The sequence below is a fragment of the Klebsiella sp. CN_Kp113 genome (assembly GCF_040064585.1).
GTDB classification, from domain to species: domain Bacteria; phylum Pseudomonadota; class Gammaproteobacteria; order Enterobacterales; family Enterobacteriaceae; genus Klebsiella; species Klebsiella michiganensis.
Genome location: NZ_JBEAID010000039.1, coordinates 36,728 through 53,785 on the forward strand (window position 1 = coordinate 36,728; position 17,058 = coordinate 53,785).

16 protein-coding genes are annotated in these 17,058 nt (G+C 56.8%); 4 read left to right on the plus strand and 12 right to left on the minus strand.

What is annotated here, in order from left to right; all coding sequences use genetic code 11:
• Nucleotides 1–4: 4 nt before the first annotated feature.
• The 12 genes from ABLV30_RS24015 to pmbA all read right to left on the minus strand — a co-directional run bounded on the left by ABLV30_RS24015 (nucleotide 5) and on the right by pmbA (nucleotide 10,727).
• Nucleotides 5–1,915 (minus strand): PRD domain-containing protein, encoded by a 1,911-nt coding sequence (locus tag ABLV30_RS24015; protein WP_265800859.1) that lies wholly within the window; start codon nucleotides 1,913–1,915, stop codon nucleotides 5–7.
• A gap of 22 nt (nucleotides 1,916–1,937) precedes the next feature.
• Entirely contained in the window at nucleotides 1,938–3,089 is a 1,152-nt protein-coding gene (locus ABLV30_RS24020) for a lactonase family protein (protein ID WP_148850037.1), read from the minus strand.
• Nucleotides 3,090–3,175: 86 nt separating this feature from the next.
• The gene (locus ABLV30_RS24025; protein ID WP_265800856.1) at nucleotides 3,176–3,916 is read right to left on the minus strand and encodes a KDGP aldolase family protein; all 741 of its coding nucleotides are present in this window, start codon (nucleotides 3,914–3,916) and stop codon (nucleotides 3,176–3,178) included.
• Nucleotides 3,913–5,031, minus strand: coding sequence for a DgaE family pyridoxal phosphate-dependent ammonia lyase (locus tag ABLV30_RS24030; protein WP_032695166.1), 1,119 nt, complete (start codon nucleotides 5,029–5,031; stop codon nucleotides 3,913–3,915). Before ABLV30_RS24030 ends, ABLV30_RS24025 begins: the two co-directional genes overlap by 4 nt.
• Nucleotides 5,015–6,148 (minus strand): amidohydrolase/deacetylase family metallohydrolase, encoded by a 1,134-nt coding sequence (locus ABLV30_RS24035; RefSeq protein WP_064375407.1) that lies wholly within the window; start codon nucleotides 6,146–6,148, stop codon nucleotides 5,015–5,017. Before ABLV30_RS24035 ends, ABLV30_RS24030 begins: the two co-directional genes overlap by 17 nt.
• A 42-nt stretch (nucleotides 6,149–6,190) precedes the next feature.
• Nucleotides 6,191–6,835 carry a DUF4310 family protein gene (locus ABLV30_RS24040; RefSeq protein WP_004098076.1) on the minus strand — a complete coding sequence of 215 codons (645 nt, stop codon included), beginning with the start codon at nucleotides 6,833–6,835 and terminating at the stop codon, nucleotides 6,191–6,193.
• A gap of 12 nt (nucleotides 6,836–6,847) precedes the next feature.
• Nucleotides 6,848–7,624: a DUF4311 domain-containing protein gene (locus tag ABLV30_RS24045; protein ID WP_004098075.1), complete on the minus strand. Its 777-nt coding sequence runs from the start codon at nucleotides 7,622–7,624 to the stop codon at nucleotides 6,848–6,850.
• Between the two features lie 21 nt (nucleotides 7,625–7,645).
• A complete protein-coding gene (locus ABLV30_RS24050) occupies nucleotides 7,646–7,945 on the minus strand; it encodes a DUF4312 family protein (protein ID WP_004098073.1) in 300 nt (99 codons plus the stop codon).
• A 2-nt stretch (nucleotides 7,946–7,947) separates the two neighbouring features.
• The gene (locus ABLV30_RS24055; protein ID WP_004098072.1) at nucleotides 7,948–8,310 is read right to left on the minus strand and encodes an SFCGS family glycine-rich protein; all 363 of its coding nucleotides are present in this window, start codon (nucleotides 8,308–8,310) and stop codon (nucleotides 7,948–7,950) included.
• A gap of 11 nt (nucleotides 8,311–8,321) precedes the next feature.
• Nucleotides 8,322–8,660 (minus strand): PRD domain-containing protein, encoded by a 339-nt coding sequence (locus ABLV30_RS24060; RefSeq protein WP_004098070.1) that lies wholly within the window; start codon nucleotides 8,658–8,660, stop codon nucleotides 8,322–8,324.
• A gap of 291 nt (nucleotides 8,661–8,951) precedes the next feature.
• Nucleotides 8,952–9,338, minus strand: a complete 387-nt coding sequence (gene cybC / locus ABLV30_RS24065; RefSeq protein WP_009652340.1) for a cytochrome b562 — start codon at nucleotides 9,336–9,338, stop codon at nucleotides 8,952–8,954.
• Between the two features lie 36 nt (nucleotides 9,339–9,374).
• A complete protein-coding gene (pmbA, locus tag ABLV30_RS24070) occupies nucleotides 9,375–10,727 on the minus strand; it encodes a metalloprotease PmbA (RefSeq protein ID WP_004098067.1) in 1,353 nt (450 codons plus the stop codon).
• A 94-nt stretch (nucleotides 10,728–10,821) separates the two neighbouring features.
• Here pmbA and yjgA point away from each other — a divergent pair, with 94 nt between their 5' ends.
• From yjgA to ABLV30_RS24090, 4 genes are all read left to right on the plus strand, one after another.
• The gene (gene yjgA / locus ABLV30_RS24075) at nucleotides 10,822–11,373 is read left to right on the plus strand and encodes a ribosome biogenesis factor YjgA (protein WP_004098062.1); all 552 of its coding nucleotides are present in this window, start codon (nucleotides 10,822–10,824) and stop codon (nucleotides 11,371–11,373) included.
• Between the two features lie 637 nt (nucleotides 11,374–12,010).
• Nucleotides 12,011–13,522: a CoA-acylating methylmalonate-semialdehyde dehydrogenase gene (locus ABLV30_RS24080; RefSeq protein ID WP_004098061.1), complete on the plus strand. Its 1,512-nt coding sequence runs from the start codon at nucleotides 12,011–12,013 to the stop codon at nucleotides 13,520–13,522.
• Nucleotides 13,523–13,716: 194 nt separating this feature from the next.
• The gene (locus ABLV30_RS24085; protein ID WP_014837210.1) at nucleotides 13,717–14,859 is read left to right on the plus strand and encodes an iron-containing alcohol dehydrogenase; all 1,143 of its coding nucleotides are present in this window, start codon (nucleotides 13,717–13,719) and stop codon (nucleotides 14,857–14,859) included.
• A gap of 326 nt (nucleotides 14,860–15,185) precedes the next feature.
• The gene (locus ABLV30_RS24090) at nucleotides 15,186–16,394 is read left to right on the plus strand and encodes an aldose 1-epimerase family protein (RefSeq protein WP_025107443.1); all 1,209 of its coding nucleotides are present in this window, start codon (nucleotides 15,186–15,188) and stop codon (nucleotides 16,392–16,394) included.
• Nucleotides 16,395–17,058 lie beyond the last annotated feature (664 nt).

Here is a 17,058-nt window from a genome sequence, read left to right on the forward strand (position 1 = left end):
CATCTCAAAACCGGCTGACGCACTCCATGGCCACCGCTTTAAACTCAGCAAAACTGCGGGTGGCGGCAAGGCGGGCCATTGCCCGTTCACGCAGGAAGGTGACGAAAATATCGTAGATCGCCATCGCCTCTTCATACTCGCTTTTGCTGATGGCGAGCAGGAAGATGATATGCGCGGTTTCATCGCCCCATGCGATACCGTGCGGGGCGATGACCGTATAGACCACGGTCTTTTTCGCCAGCAGGCCGAGGGCGTGAGGCAGCGCGATCCCGTCGCCGAGCATGGTGCTGACGATAGCCTCACGCTCCACCACCGACCCATGAAACTCCGCTCCGACAAACCCCTCCTGCTGCAGCTGCTGGCACAGCGCGGCAAACAGCGCCTGCTGATCCATCGGGGTATCTATCACCTGGAAGTGGGCCTCATCAAAATACTTATTCAGCATCCAGGGACGCGTGCGGTCCACCAGCACCAGCTTGCCGATTTGGTCGAGCTGGTAGTCGGTAGGAAACGGCGCAATGGTGACCACCGGCTTCTCTTTCTCGCTGATACGCACGGTGGAAATGACAAAATCTTCCGCGATCTCTTCCCGCTGTTCATATTCGCGTTGCGAAAGGGTGGCGGCAATTTCCAGCTGCGGATACTTACGCTGCAGGATGGCTTCAATCATCCGCACCATCGCGTTGCTGGTATCGCAGACCAGCAGCACCTGCGGCTGACGCTGATAGCCGATATTGTAATGGCGCTCCAGCCCGACGCCGATATGCAGCACCAGAAAGCCGATCTCGTTTTCGCTGATGGCGTAGGGAGTATATTTCCCCCAGCTCGATACCGCCGCCAGGGTCATGTCCCACGCCATGGGGTAGTGCTGTTTGATATTTTCCAGAAGCGGGTTGGGGATCATTATCTGGTAGCGCACGCGGGTGATCATGGTCTTAATATGGGTCAGTAAATCCGCACGCAGCTGGGCATCGTCCAGCAGATTGTAGTTATATTGCTGATTGATATAGCGCAGGATGTAGTTCACCAGCGCTTCGTCGTCGTCGGCGCTGATGGTGCCCGGATCGACGTCCTGCACCTGGCGGGCGGCAAGGTGGACGCACAGCCACTCCTCTTCCGCCGGAGCAAGCAGTTTGCCCGCCAGCTGCTGCATCGTGTTTGCCAGCTCGCGTGCGGCGTCGCGTACGTTTTGCGCCACATCTTCGGCGCTAAAATCGGCCAGCGGATACCCTTCGCTCACGCGGCGCACGGCAACCGCGCCGTACAGGCAGATAAAGCGCTCTCCGGCGTCCGTCAGCCGCACGTGATGGCGGGTTAACGTCTCCTGCAGCACGCCGGCCAGCAGCGTCGGTACGCTGGCGTCAAACGCCTCTTCGCCAATAAGCGGGTTCAGCGGCCCCTGCTGGCTCAGCTCCCACAGCAGATCGGTCAGGCAGGCGCGAATGGAGACCTCGCTGCCGAACAGCTTCATGCCGTGGCGCGGCCGGGTCTCGAGGGTGAGCTGATAACGCTGAAAACGCTCGCGTACGTCAACCATATCGCCCTGTAAGGTGGCGCGGCTGACGAACCACGCATCGGCCAGATCCTCCAGCTTGATAGAAAACGCGGAAGTTAAAAAGCGCACCAGCAAAAAGTGGATGCGATCCGCCGCGGTTCGCGGGATATGCTGCGCTTTCGGCGCGCTCTCTTCCAGCGTCTGATAGCGCGTCGGATCGTGAATCACCAGCTGATAGCCGCTGCCGCGGGTGAGGATAAACTGCGCGCCGTAGTGCAGCAGCAGCGCGTTCAGCGCGGTGATGTCCGCGCGTACCGTGCGAGTAGAAACCGACAGCCGCTGCGCCAGCTCCTCCTGCGGCAGCGTTTCGTTTTGCAACAGAGTAAACAGCTGCGCTAAACGTTGATGGGGAAATCGCATGTCAGTTCCTTTTTCTTACGGCTCAGGGTTGAGCGGATATCACCATCTGCGACGGGCTGCCAACCGGGGTGTAGTCCGGAGAGAACGTCAGCCTGCCATCCTTCGGCGCGACGCGAAAGCGGGTGATGTTGTCGCTACGCTGGTTCATGACGTACAGCCACTGCCCCTGACTGTCCAGCGTCAGCGTGCGCGGATAGTCGCCGCGGGTCCAGATATCGTCCTGGTGGCTCAGGCTGCCGTCAGCCAGCACCGTAAAGTGGGCGATACTGTTATGCAGTCGGTTGGCGACGTACAGCTGCTTGCCGTCGCGGCTCAGGACCAGGCCGGCGGCAAAGCTGGTGCCCTTATACTCTGCAGGCAGCGCCGAGACCGTTTTCCCCTCGCGCAGCAGGCCGCTTTGCTTATTGAGATGATAAAAAGTGAGCGTCGACGCCTCTTCGTTAATCAACCATAGTCCGTCGCCCTGCGGCGTAAACACAAAGTGGCGCGGTCCGGCGCCGGGAGATGAGGCCGCGATAAACGGCGGATCGTTCGGCGTCAGCTTCCCTGTGGCGCTATCCAGCCGGTACTGATAGATCCGGTCCAGGCCGAGATCGGTGGAGTAAACGAATTTACCGCTGGGATCGGCGGCGATCATATGGGCGTGGGGGCCGTTATGATCGCTAATGGCAAAACTACCTTCGACGGCTGCCGCCGGGCGTTCCGCGCCCGCAGGTCCTTGATCCTGACGCACATCCACCGCCTCGCCCAGGTTACCATCTTCTTTCACCGGCAGCACGGCGATACTGCCGCTGACGTAGTTTGCCACCAGCAGATGACGTCCATCGGGGGTCAGGGAGAGATAAACCGGCCCGGCGCCGCCGGAAGCGACCTGATTCAGCTCGCTCAGTTCACCGTTGCTGCCGATGCGCCACGCCTGCACCACCCCCTTTTCCACTTCGCTGGCGCCGTACAGGGTTTTGCCATCCGCCGAGACGGTAAGCTGGGCCAGGTCAGGCAGCGTCCCGACCAGCGTTTTATCACGCAGCGCCCCGGTCTGGCTATCGACGGTAAAGCGATACAGCCCTTCGCCATTGGGGTTGTAGGTGCCGACCCAGGCGTACTGGGTTTGCGCAGCGGCGCCGGCGGCGAGCAGAGAGAGTGAAGCAACAAGCAGGTGACGAGCGGTTGGCATGGTGACTCCTTGATGGTTCGGTGGCGGTTTCCCTTCGCCCTAACCCTCTCCCCGTTGGGGAGAGGCCGGGGGAGGGGCAATCGGCGCTATTTTACTAACTGTTTGGTGATCGAAAGCAGCTGACGCACGTCCGCCGGGCGGGTGTGACCGCTGGCTTTATCAATAATCGAACTGTAGATATGCGGGATAATTTTACTCACCCCTGCGTCCAGCGCGATCTGCAGGATCTCACCGTAGTTTTCCAGATCGATCCCGCCGGTGGGCTCCAGCCAGAAATCATGATGGGCGCAGGCCTCGGCCACCGCCATAAACTCGTCGCGATGCTTCAGCCCGCCCATCGGGAAATATTTAATCGAACTGCCGCCCATATCTTTCAGCAGCGCAATCGCGGTTTCCAGCGGTACGATGCCGTCCGGCGCGCCGCTGCTGAGCGGACCGGTGGAGATCTTCACCATTCCCGGCGTACCGGTTGGCGACACCAGGCCGTTAACCACGGTTTCGTTCTGCCCCAGCAGCGCGCGGCTGGTCGCCACGCCGGTAAATACCTGGTTGACGTGCTGCGGCTGCACCTGACGCGAAATTTCGCTGACCATCGCCGACTGGTTCGGGTCGCCCGCGCCCAGTCCCACGGAGAGCGCGTTATCAATCCGCTGCGCGTATTCACGCATATCGGCAACCGCGCTGGCGACGTCCGGGTAATTTTTGGAGAGCACGCCCACCAGTACATGACCTTCCGCCGCCTCATAAATCTCGCTGGCGTTCTCTTTGCTCCCCGCCAGCACGTTCAGGCAGACGCGGTCACGATAAAAATTAGGGGTCAGTTTCATGCGTTTTTCTCCTTGTTCAAAACTTCTGCGATGCGACGGGAGACAATCTCCAGCTGCTGCGCGTTCACGCTGCGGACATCGGCTTCAATAATGCCTTCATTTGCTTTATAGCCACGGAAGTAGATGGCGTATTCGCCCTGCTTCAGCGCATTGACCAGATCGCCGGTATCGACGCCGGTCACCGCTTCATCAAACTTGATCTCCGCCCGCGCGATATCGCGGCCGGCGCTGTCCCAGACCACGCGCGCGGTGACGCCATCGAGCGTATTGAGCTGCTGAATAAACGGCGTCATCTTCGCCACCATCTCTTCACCGCTCTCTTTGCGCGCCGTCAGATAGTGCTCAATGGCGCAGGTCAGGCCGAGGATCCCCTCTTTGCCCACCTTCATCGCCCGGCCAATGCCGTTCGACTGACGTTTAACCCACTCAACGTATTGGGTTTTGCCAATCACCAGCCCGCTGGTCGGCCCTTCGATCGCCTTCGCGCCGCTATAAATCACCAGATCCGCGCCGGCGCGATAGTAGGCCTGGAGGTCTTCCTCCGCCGCCGCGTCGACAATCAGCGGCAGATTATGGCTCTGCGCCACCGCTGCCGCCTGCGCCACGTTGAGCATGCTTTTCTGCACGCAGTGGTGGGATTTGATATACAGAATGGCCGCGGTGCGCGGGGTAATGGCCGCCGCCAGCTGCCCGGCGGAACATTCATTGGCGTAGCCCGCTTCCACCAGCCTGCCGCCGCCCAGCGCCACCATGGTGCCCACCGGCGCGCCAAAATTGACGTTATGACCCTTAGGCAGCACGATTTCGTTGTTTTCAATCGGCGTCACGTGCAGGTTTTCCAGCAGCCAGTCGCTGTCTTTTACCAGCACCGCCGCCACCGACTGGGCGATGCCCGCCGAGGCGCAGGAGACGACGGTCGCCCCTTCCACCTCCAGCAGCTTCGCAATATACGCGCCGGTTTTATTGACCAGATCTTTCATCTCGAAGTACTGGTTCATCCCCGCCATCGCGGCATCCACCACTTCCGGCCGCGGCGTGGAGACGCCGAGAATGGTCATACGACCGGAGGTATTAATCACCTGTTTTAAATCATATTTCTCAAAAATCGAAGGCATTTTCCGCGCTCCCTTGTTCGGTCAGATAGCCCTTGCCCGCGCGAACGGCGGCAAGCGGCAGCAGAATCTTGTCGGTCTGAAGGCTCTCTTTTTCCGCATCCACCAGCACCGTTGGCGTCTGCGCGAGGGTAAACAGCGTTAGGTCGGCGTCGTAACCCACTTCCAGCCGCCCTTTGTGGCTAAGACGCAGGCCTTCAGCGGCGTTGGCGGTCACGCAGTCAATGACCTGCGGCAGCGACATGCCAATGGCGAGGAATTTCGACATCACCAGCGCCAGCGATCGCACCGGGCCGTCGATACGGTTGCGGCAGTAAATATCGGAGCTGATGGTGTGCGGCAGAATGCCCATAGCAATCGCCCGCCGCGCCACCTCGAAGCTGAAGCTGGCGGTGCCGTGGCCGATATCAAGGCGCACGCCGCGCTGTAGCGCACGGGAAATCGAGCTTTTCAGCTCGCCGGACGGCGTCAGGATACGATTGGGTTTACCGTTGTAGCAGTGGGTAATGATGTCGCCGGAGGTCAGCAGGTCGGCGATCTCATCCAGGTCGGGCGGATTGTTGCCGATATGCACCATCAGCGGCAGGCCGCCGTTTTCCTGCTGAATCGCCTTTGCGCGCGCCAGCGGCGTAATGCCGTTTTCCCCCACCACGCTGCTGCTCATCCGCGCCTTCAGGCCGACGATAAAGTTCGGGTAGCGATTGACCACCTGCTTCACCGCCTCTGCGTCGATATTCGCCATATTGGCCAGTTCATTCTGGGCAATCAGCCCGACGCGGGAGATGTTAAGCAGGGCGTAAACTTCGGTCGCGGCTTTGCGGGTCAGCTGGTAGAAATCATCCACGTCGTCCGCGCCGGTGCTGCCCGCGTCAATCACGGTGGTCACGCCGGTAGCAACCCCCACGCTGTCCGGCTCATCATGGTAAATCGGCGAGTTCGGATAGCAGTGAACGTGAGAGTCAATCCAGCCTGCGCTGACGTAATAGCGACCGTCCAGCTCAAGGGTTTTGCGCGCAGGCGCGCTAATCTCGCCAAGCGCCGCGATTTTACCGTCCCGGATGGCGATATCAGTCAGGGTATCGTCGACGAGGCGCGCACGGCGCAGGAGTAAATCAAACATATCTCTCTCCTGTTAACGCGGGCGCCGAGGCGCCCGCAGGACTTAACTAATCGCCACCGGGAAGATTGACCCAAGAAGCATGGCGCCAAGGATCGCGCCGCCGGTGATAGGCTTCTGCCAGATGTAGAACAGCAGCGCGCCCGCCAGGGAACCGATGCCGATAGGAATAGAAGCGGTCATGGCGCTGAGGATAATCAACGGTCCGAGGAAACGGCCTGAGGCGTTACCGGCCCCCATCATGACGTCCGCACCGTAGGTGGAATCGCTCTGGTTGATGGTAAATTTACGCGCCAGGATGATGATGTAGCCAATCGCGAGGCCCAGCACCAGGCCGGTGACCAGCGAGGCGGCAAAGTTGGCGACCGGGAAAACAAAGCCCGCGCCGAGCAGCAGCGCCGGAACGCCTAAGCCGACGCCGGTCTGAATCGCCCCGCCGATATCCAGAATCCCCACCAGCGAGCCTTCGATAATACGCGCGAACAGGAAGCTGGCGCCGAACGCCGCTACCGCGCCGTAGGCCCCGGTATCAATTCCCGCTTTCAGCATCGCCACGAAGGCGACTTCGTTAAACGCGCCGATGCCGTAGAGGTAGTACATATGCGTCCCGGCAAAGACGCCGGCGGAGAGCAGGCCAACAAAGATCGGGAACGACCAGTCGGCATACCAAAAACCTTTATTTTGTTCCATGAGAGGCTCCTGTTATTTACCGCTGAGCGAGTTGTGGATCAGTTCCAGCCAGTTCGGCACGGTCAGATGGAAGGATTCAATCATCTTCATGTCGAAACCGCGGAAGAAGCCGCTCAGAACGAACAGCGCGACGATCGCCACCATCATCACCTTGGTGACGCGGTGCCAGCCGCTCTCTTCAACGCCTTTCCCGATCAGGATGCCCAGCACCAGGCCCGGAACGGCGTTACCCATAATCAGCTGCGCCGCGCCGCCGAAAATCGTCGCCCAGAAGCCCGATTTTTTACCGGCATCAATCGCCGCCAGCCAGAAGATGACCGGCATCACCGTATTCACCAGCAGGTTTGCCGCCGGAACCAGCACTTTAACCGCCGTCACCTGCAGCGCTTCCGGTACAGAAGAGGCGGTGAGGTTGAGGAAAGCGACCACGATCATGCCGATAATGCCGCAGGCGATGGCCATCTTTTTCGGATCGTGCAGCGTCTCGCCGACGTTGCGGTTTTTAATCATCAGCGCTGCCGCCCCCCAGTTGGGGATAATGCGGTGGTCAACGTCCTGAGTGAAGGAGCCTGCCGCGACGGAAGAGGCCCAGGCGTTGAAGAAGAAGCCCAGGCCAAATGAGAAGTGGGAAGCCGGATCGCCTTCACATGAATTCAGCTCGCCCAAGGTACGAAACGCCCCCATCCCCTGCGTGGTGGGCGCATGAAACATGCGTGCCGCTCCGGCGCCTACGCCGACGCCAACCAGGCCGCCGATGATGAGCGATTTTATTAAAATTATCAGGAACATAGTCTGACCCTTTGGTGAAAATCAGGTTTGCGTGACGAAATCCACTTTATCGAGATTAATGGCGGTCACGGTGACGGTGACCTTCAGCTCCACGCTGTAGGTTCGTCGCTCACGGCGCAAAAAGAAGAATAAAAAGGCCTCTTTCCGTACCGCTTCACGCGCATGAACAACCTCCACGTCCTGTGGTTCAATACGCAGTAAGATGTGCGGCGACGTTTTCATCACCGCCGCCTGGACATGGTTCAGAGCATCGGCAAAAGCGCGCGTTTTGCTCTCGCCTTTGCCGGTTACGCTCACCGTGGTGGTGAATTGCTCTTTCATGCTCACGCGCCGTACTTCTTCTTCCAGGCCTCAACCAGGCGTTCACCCAGCTCTTCTTTATCCATAAAGCCGAAGCCCAGTACGTTGTAGCCTTCGTTGATCGCGGTGACGCCTTCATCAACGGAACGCATGCCATATTTCGCCTTGTAGCCGTGCTTATTCTGCGCGGTGATAGCCCCTGCGCCGCCGCTGCCGCAGAAAGAGATACCGAAGGTGGCGTTTTCCGCCTTCATCATGTCGCCCAGCTTCATATCCGCGGCAACGCCCGGCACGACCACGGCGCGAGCGCCGGCTTTTTCCGCACCTGCGGCAACTTTTTGTCCTTTACCCAGGCGATCGCCAATAACAACGGTGATTTGTTCCATTTGTGTGCTCCTTACAGGTTATCTTTCGCGACTTCGAAGTGGACGGACAGCAGCCAGGCTTCTTCATCTGGCAGATTGCCGAACTGCGCGACCACTTCGCGGGCCAGCATCATTGAATCTTCTGAGATCTCTTCGAACAGGCTGGCATCCACTTCCGGCAGCGGCTCGCCGCTGATTGACCGATGGGCCATCGCCCGAACGTGGGAAGTCAGCATTTGCTCCTGAACGTCGTTGGGGACGATGTTGCGGCGGCTTAATAGTGCGAAAACCTGCTGCAGCATCTTGTCGGCCAGCTGTTCGGTTAGCGTGGCCTGCTCCTCTGGGACGTGTGTTACCGCTCCGTTATTCACTTGAATTACCCCGTTGATGTCTCTGGGGATAACACTAATGCCGGGGGCAAAGAGTTTGTAGCGAGTTGTTTTCCACTTCGAAGTGGAAAGGAAGAAGGCAGGCGTGATCTATTTCACATAGTTATTGTGGATGTATTCGCCCCAACCAATTCTCGTGATGAACATCACAAGATCATCGGTGTCATGGTGGCGAAAACCGGCATGCAGGAAAAGCGAAAAATGTGACGGTGATGGAGTTTTGAATTAACAGAATGTGGGAGGCATCGGCTGACGCCTCCCCACAAAGAGAAATTAACGGTACTTCTTATGGTATGTATTGCGGGTGGTTTTAAACTCTTCCGCTGCGGCCTGGGCTTCTTTGACTTTGCCTTCATCAGCCAGCTTCAGCGCGCCGTCAATCTGGCCGATCAGCACATCGAAACCGTGACGATAGTCTTTCATTTCCGCGCTGTCCGCCGCTTTACCTTCCAGCTTCGGCGGCGTCTCTTTCTGGGCGTCAACCGCCGCTGTGCGCATCTTATTCAGCGCCGCTTTCAGCTCGCCGGCATCTGAAGTTTTCTGCACCACTTGCAGGTTCTCAGCAAGGGTATCCATGTCTTCGCCCAGATCGGCGAAAGCCGATGCCGAACCAAGCGCAAAAGCCGATACGGCCAGCATCGCTAACAGTTTTTTACGCATTGCTCACTTCCTTTTTTATTATTAAGCACACAAGTGTTATTGCCCGGCGATCTTCATCTCCGGCAGCAGTACGGAACCGCACTGAATGTTGCTGCGCGTTTCGATATCGTCGCCGATGGTCACGATATTACGCCACATATCTTTCAGATTTCCTGCAATGGTTATCTCACTGACCGGATACTGAATTTCGCCGTTTTCTACCCAGAAGCCGGATGCGCCGCGTGAGTAGTCGCCGGTGACGCCGCTTACACCCTGCCCCATCAGTTCCGTTACGACAAGGCCGGTTCCCATCTCTTTAAGCAACTTTGCAAAACTCAGGCCGCGGCCGTTGATCCGCCAGTTGTGAATACCACCGGCGTGGCCGGTGCTCTTCAGCCCCAGCTTACGCGCCGAGTAGTTGGTCAGCAGCCACTGGGTCAGTACGCCGTCTTTAATGATATCCCGGCGTTCCGTACGGACGCCTTCGCTATCAAACGGCGTCGAAGCCAGACCTTTCAGCAGGTGCGGATGCTCTTCAATGGTCAGCCAGTCCGGCAGGATCTGGCTACCCAGCGCATCAAGCAGGAAGGTGGATTTACGGTAAACCGAACCGCCGGCGATCGCCCCGACCAGATGGCCAAACAGACCGGTAGCGACTTCGTTGGCGAAAATCACCGGCGCTTTCATCGTCGATAGCTTACGCGGGGCCAGGCGCGACAGGGTGCGGCGGGCGCACTCTTCGCCAACCCACTCCGGCGATTGCAGGTCGTCTATCGCCCGTCCGATGGTGTAAGCGTAATCGCGCTCCATATCGCCATTCTCTTCGGCAATCACGCAGCTGGAGAGCGAGTGGCGGGTAGAGCAGTAGCTCTGCAGCATGCCGTGGCTGTTGCCGAACACTTTAATGCCGTAGTGGCTGTTAAAGCTGCCGCCTTCGGTATTGCTAATGCGTTTATCGGCTTTTAGCGCCGCCTGTTCAGCGCGGGAGGCCAGCTCGATGGCTTCATCCGGGGAAACTTCCGCCGGGTGGAACAGGTCAAGATCCGGGGCTTCAAAAGCCAGCAGTTCTTTATCCGCCACGCCCGCGCACGGGTCCGGCGAGGTATAGCGGGCGATATCCAGCGCCGCCTGCACCGTGCGGGCAATAGCCTGCGGGCTGAGATCGGTCGAAGACGCGCTGCCTTTGCGATTCTGGTGATAAACGGTGATGCCGAGAGCACCATCGCTGTTGAATTCTACGTTCTCCACTTCGCCGTAGCGGGTGCTCACGCCGATACCGGTAGTTTTACTGACGGAGACTTCCGCGCCGTCGGATTTGCCTGCCGCCAGTTCCAGCGCCGTGGTCACGGCCTCTTCCAGCGTCTTACGCTGTTGTGCAACTTGAGAGATGACTTTCATCGCTAATGCCATAATGTAAGAAGGAGTTAACTGAAGTCTAACAGAGAACCGTTTTTCAGTGCGCGCCTTAACTGGTAACATTAGTCTCTTTTTTAAGGAGCCTGAGATGACAAAGCAGCCCGAAGACTGGCTCGACGACGTCCCTGGTGATGACGTCGAAGATGAAGACGATGAAATTATCTGGGTCAGTAAAAGTGAAATTAAGCGTGACGCCGAAGAACTGAAGCGTCTTGGCGCGGAAATGGTCGAGCTGGGTAAAAACGCGCTCGATAAAATCCCGCTGGATACCGACCTGCGCGACGCGATTGAACTCGCCCAGCGTATCAAGAAAGAAGGCCGCCGCCGCCAGATGCAGCTGATTGGTAAAATGCTGCGCAGCCGCGACGTCGAGCCGATTCGTCAGGCGCTGGACAAGCTGAAGAACCGCCACAACCAGCAGGTTGCGCTGTTCCATAAGCTTGAGCAGATCCGCGATCGTCTGATTGATAATGGTGATGATGCCGTGGCTGAAGTGCTGAACCTGTGGCCAGATGCCGATCGTCAGCAGCTGCGTTCGTTGATCCGCAACGCCAAAAAAGAGAAAGAAGGCAACAAGCCGCCGAAGTCCGCGCGTCTTATCTTCCAGTACCTGCGTGAACTGGCCGAAAGCGAAGGCTAATTCTGTATGACTCCCCCGGATTACGGCTGTTGCCCGATCCGGGCGACCCACTCCCTCGAACGCAATGCCATGGACAATGGTCAATTCGAATTTTCCCTGCATTTAAATCGGTTTTAATTTTTCATTTTCATTCGATTTCGCGCTTATATTTAACTTTTATTTCACAAGAAAGCCGTTCCATTGCAATCCGGCTGGCAATCTCCCCTCGCCATCAACGCCAATGCCATCAACACAACCTGTTAACTTTATTAAATAAAACAATATAACCCTGCCTTTAGGGCGCTGACTTTATCAGCAGTTTGCTTATCTTTGATCCACCTCTCAAAACGGTTTTGTTATTTCATACATTATAATAATGAAAAATAAATTTCATTAAAGTACAAGAACCGAAACGGTGCGTGCGCGTATTTTTGGCCAGTGAGTTCTGTTCATTAAAACCTGGCGTCTGCAGGCTTTCCTCAACAGAAAGTCGACAAAATCATCCGCACCGCCGCAGGTGAATCGCCCAGCGGAGGCCATCGTCCGGCAAGAAGCAGGAATTCACTTTTCACGAGAGGGGCTAACCCGGCGGTCAGTTCTTTGCCGCCGACCGGAGCCAGATTTTAGAGAGTCGACAGCTATCATCATGGAGAAAAATATGACTACTGTACCAAGGCTGAAATATTTCGTTGATGGTCAATGGCGCGTATCGCAGACCGAACGCTATATGGACGTCTATAACCCAAGTACCGGGGAAGTCATGGCTCAGGCCCCCTGCTGCACCGAGCAAGAAGTGCTGGATGCCGTTGCCGCGGCACGCAAAGCCTTTCCGGCGTGGTCAGATACGCCGGCCATTAAACGCTCGCAAATTATGTTCCGCGTTCGCGAATTATTAATCCAGCATCAGGACCGCTTAACCGAGCTGGTGGCAAAAGAAAACGGTAAAGCCTGGGGCGACGCCCAGGGCGATGTATTAAAAGCGAAAGAAGGTACCGAGCTTGCCTGCTCGATTCCCACTCTCATGGCCGGTGAAAACCTGATGGACGCCTCTGCCGGGATCGACACCAACCTTTATCGTGAGCCAATCGGCGTGTTCGCCGGTATTGTGCCGTTTAACTTCCCGGCAATGATCCCGATGGGATGGATGGCGCCATTATGCGTCGCCTCCGGTAATACCATGGTGATTAAAGCGGCCAGTATGACGCCGATGACCTGTATGGAAATCACCAAACTCTATCAGGAAGCAGGAGTGCCGGATGGGGTGATCAACGTCGTGACCTGCTCACGCAATGAAGCCGATATCTTGCTGACCCACCCGGACGTCAACGGCGTCTCCTTCGTCGGCTCAACCTCCGTGGGTCTGCACGTTTACTCCAAAGCCGCCGCTCACGGCAAGCGCGTTCAGGCGCTGTGCGAAGCGAAAAACCATGCCCTGGTGCTGGCCGATGCGCCAATTAACCGTACCGCAGCGGGGATTATCAACGCCGCGTTTGGCTGCGCGGGCGAACGCTGCATGGCGCTGCCGGTTGTCGTGGTGCAGGAAGAGATCGCTGATAAGCTGATTGCCGCCGTCGTCGAGAAAGCCAAACAGCTGAAAATCGGCCCCGGCTATCTGCGCGACACCGATATGGGTCCGGTGATTTCTAAAGATCATAAGCAATCGGTCATCAACTGGATTAATAAAGGCATTGAGGAGGGGGCAAAGCTGGTGCTCGATGGTCGCGCTATTCAGGTGCCGGGCCAGGAAAATGGCTTCTACGTCGGGCCAACCATCCTGGATCGCGTAACCGAAGAGATGAGCGTCGGCACGCAGGAAATTTTCGGGCCGGTGCTGTGCTTTAAGCGGGTCAAAACCTTCGAAGAAGGTCTGCAACTTATGAACAATAACCCGTTTGCCAACGGCTCGGTTATTTTCACCCAAAGCGGCTACTACGCCCGCGAATTCCAGAAACGCACCCACGGCGGCATGGTCGGTATCAACGTCGGTATCCCGGTGCCGGTCGGCGTATTCCCGTTCTCAGGCCATAAGCAGTCCTTCTTCGGCGACCTGCACTGCCTGGGCAAAGACGGCGTCCGTTTCTACACCGAATCAAAATGCGTGACCTCGCGCTGGTTTGATGAAGAGGAAGCGAAACGCGAAAAAGTCGACTCCTGGGACGGTACGATTTAAACGCCGCTAATACCCCAAATAATTCAAGTTGCAGTCAACGCACCAGCCGCTCGAAGTATGACGGTCAACTCCCTCCAGATATTGCTTCAGCAATATCTGGAGCATTAATTCGATTTTTTTACTCTGCACGTGTCGCTGAATCGTAAATGACGAATGCACACTAAAAAAATCCTTAATATTAAATGGAGTTTCCTATGACCCAGGCCTTCTCAATTCCTCGCAGTATTATTTATGGCGAAAATGCTTTAGAACATCTTTCCACCCTGAGCGGCAAAAAAGCCGCGTTAGTCACTGGCGGAAGTTCCATGAAGCGTTTTGGCTTTCTGGATAAAGCCGTCAGCGAACTCAATAAAGCAGGTATGGAGTGCATTATTATCGATAATGTCGAACCCAATCCGTCCATTAAAACCGTCTGGCGCGGCGCAAAAGCGATGCAGGCTTTTGAACCGGACTGGATAGTGGCGATTGGCGGCGGCTCCGCGCTTGATGCCGCAAAAGTAATGTGGTGTTTCTACGAGCATCCGCAGCTGAAGTTCGAGGATATTCTCCCGGTCGGTTCCATGCCGGCGCTACGCAATAAAGCCCGATTTGTGGCGATCCCTTCCACCAGCGGCAGCGCCTCTGAGATCACCGCATTTTCGGTGATCACCGACACGGCAAATCATATCAAATACCCGATTGTTGCCGCCGATCTGGTACCGGATATCGCCATTCTCGACCCCACCATTCCGGCAAAAATGCCGCCGCACGTTACCGTTCATACCGGAATGGACGTTCTGACCCACGCCATTGAAGCCTATGTGTCCACCGCGGCCAACTCGTTTACTGACCCCTATGCGGTAGAAGCGATTCGGCTGGTGTTTACGTATCTGGAAATCGCCTGGCGCTCACCTGATGATTTAAACGCCCGCATGCATATGCACAATGCTTCTGCGCTGGCGGGAATCGCCTTCACCAACGCCTCGCTGGGGTTAGTTCATTCAATGGCGCACAAGATTGGCGGCGAGTTTGGTATTACCCACGGTCTGGCAAACGCGATTATGCTGCCTTATATCATTCAATATAATGCGAAGTTCACCAAAAAATATCGTCAGCTGGAAGCGGCGTTAGGCATCAAAAACCTGATTGAAGCGATCAACGCGCTGAATCAACGTCTGGGCGTGCCGAAAACGCTAAGCCAGTGCGGCGAAGTTGAAATCAATGAAATCACCTTTGTGAACGTCCTCGACAGAATGAGTCACCATGCCGTTGACGATCCCTGCACATTAACGAATCCTAACTATCCGTCCGTTCAGGATGTCAAAGGGCTCTATACCAAAGCGTTCTACGGCGCTTGATAACCTCCCCGCTGCGTTTTTTTACACGGTAAAACCGCTTCAACCAGGGCCGCCTGGGCCACCAAAGCCCGGCGGCCCTGTCGTTTCTAAAGGCTTCATCATAGCCGTAGCCAGTAATAGCTGAATCGTTAAAGCTAAAATCATCTTGATTCACATTTTTTTAGCAACAACTTTTATAATTACTTAAAAAAAGCGATTTAAATCTCATTTAAAAATATAAAAACGGCCATTTTCTCACCAGGTGAGACACTTCACATTTTCATAATCCACTTACAACTAAATTCCCTGCATCAGCAACACAATCGATTCAGCAAAAGGGTTAAAAAATGAAAAAAACATTAGCTTTAACAGCAATTGCCATGCTTGTTTCTGGGCCTGTAGTCGCGAAAACATGGGTGCTGACAAGCGCTGAAAGCGGTATGGATAAAGGAAACTGGCAGATAACCAGCGACCAGCTGAAGATAAAAGATCATAACTTCAGCATTGAGCAAAAAGTCCTTCACGGCGGGAAACAGGAAGGCAGCAAAATCCTCGTGATCCACAGCAAAGACGGCCTGACGATTACCCTGAGCCCGACTCGCGGCATGAATCTACTGAAAATCGAAGGTTTTGGTTCACGGATGGGCTGGGACTCACCGGTAAAAGAGGTGGTCAACCCGGCCTTTATTAACCTCGAAAGCCGCAACGGGCTGGGCTGGCTGGAAGGCTTCAATGAAATGATGGTGCGCTGCGGCTATGAATGGACCGGCCACCCGGTAACCGCAGACGGGCAGATTTATACCCTGCACGGTAAAGTCGGCAACACGCCGGCTTCACAGGTGGAAGTGGAAGTCGCGGACACCGCGCCGTATGAAATTCGCGTTCGCGGGCTGGTGAAGGAGAGCACGTTTAAGAAAGCGGATCTGCAGACCATGACCGAGCTGCGCTATGTACCCGGCAGCAACAGCTTCAGCCTGCACGATGTCTTAACCAACCATGCTGACTATCCGCATGACTATCAGATTATCTATCACAGCAACTTTGGCAAGCCGATCCTCGAAGAGGGGGCCCGCTTTATGGCGCCGATCGCCAGCATCAGCCCGTTCAATGACTACGCCAAAGCCGGCTTAAAAACCTGGCAAACCTACGCCGGTCCAACCAAAGATTTCGATGAAATGGTGTTTAACATGCAGCCGCTGGCGGACGAAAATCATCAAACGCTGGCCGCCGTGGTCAACAAAGCCGGCGACAAAGGGGCATCGATTCAGTTTGATACCCGCCAGCTGCCGGTGCTGACGCTGTGGAAAAACACCGATACCGAGAAACAGGGTTACGTGACCGGTATTGAGCCGGGTACCAGCTACGCCTATCCGGTAACCATCGAGCGCGAGCAAAAACGCGTTAAGCAGCTTCAGCCCGGGGCAAGCACCCAGTTTGATCTGACCTATACGCTGCTGCACAGCAGCGAGCAGGTTGCCGACGTGGAGAAGAAAATCGCGGCCATTCAGGGCGATACCAAAGTGGCGGAAAACGAAACGCCTATCGCGAAGGAGTAGCGTAAGCTTTGAGCCCATCCCGGGTTGCGGCGTAACGCCTAACCCGGGCTACCGGCCCGCAGACGGCGCTGAACCCGTAGCCCGGCTAAGCGCAGCGCGAGCCGGGAAAAAAGCGGAGATGACATTGCGCGCTGCTTCCCGGAGGCGGCGCTTGACGCGCCTTGTCCGGGCTACCGGACCGCAGACGGCGGTAAACCCGTAGCCCGGCTAAGCACAGCGCGAGCCGGGAGAAAAGCGGAGATGACATTGCGCGCTGCTTCCCGGAGGCGGCGCTTGACGCGCCTTGTCCGGACTACCGGCCCGCAGACGGCGCTGAACCCGTAGCCCGGCTAAGCGCAGCGCGAGCCGGGAAAAAAGCGGAGATGACATTGCGCGCTGCTTCCCGGAGGCGGCGCTTGACGCGCCTTGTCCGGACTACCGGCCCGCAGACGGCGCTGAACCCGTAGCCCGGCTAAGCGCAGCGCGAGCCGGGAAAAAAGCGGAGATGACATTGCGCGCTGCTTCCCGGAGGCGGCGCTTGACGCGCCTTGTCCGGGCTACCGTCCCGCAGACGACGGTAAACCCGTAGCCCGGCTAAGCGCAGCGCGAGCCGGGAAAAAAGCGGAGATGACATTGCGCGCTGCTTCCCGGAGGCGGCGCTTGACGCGCCTTGTCCGGGCTACCG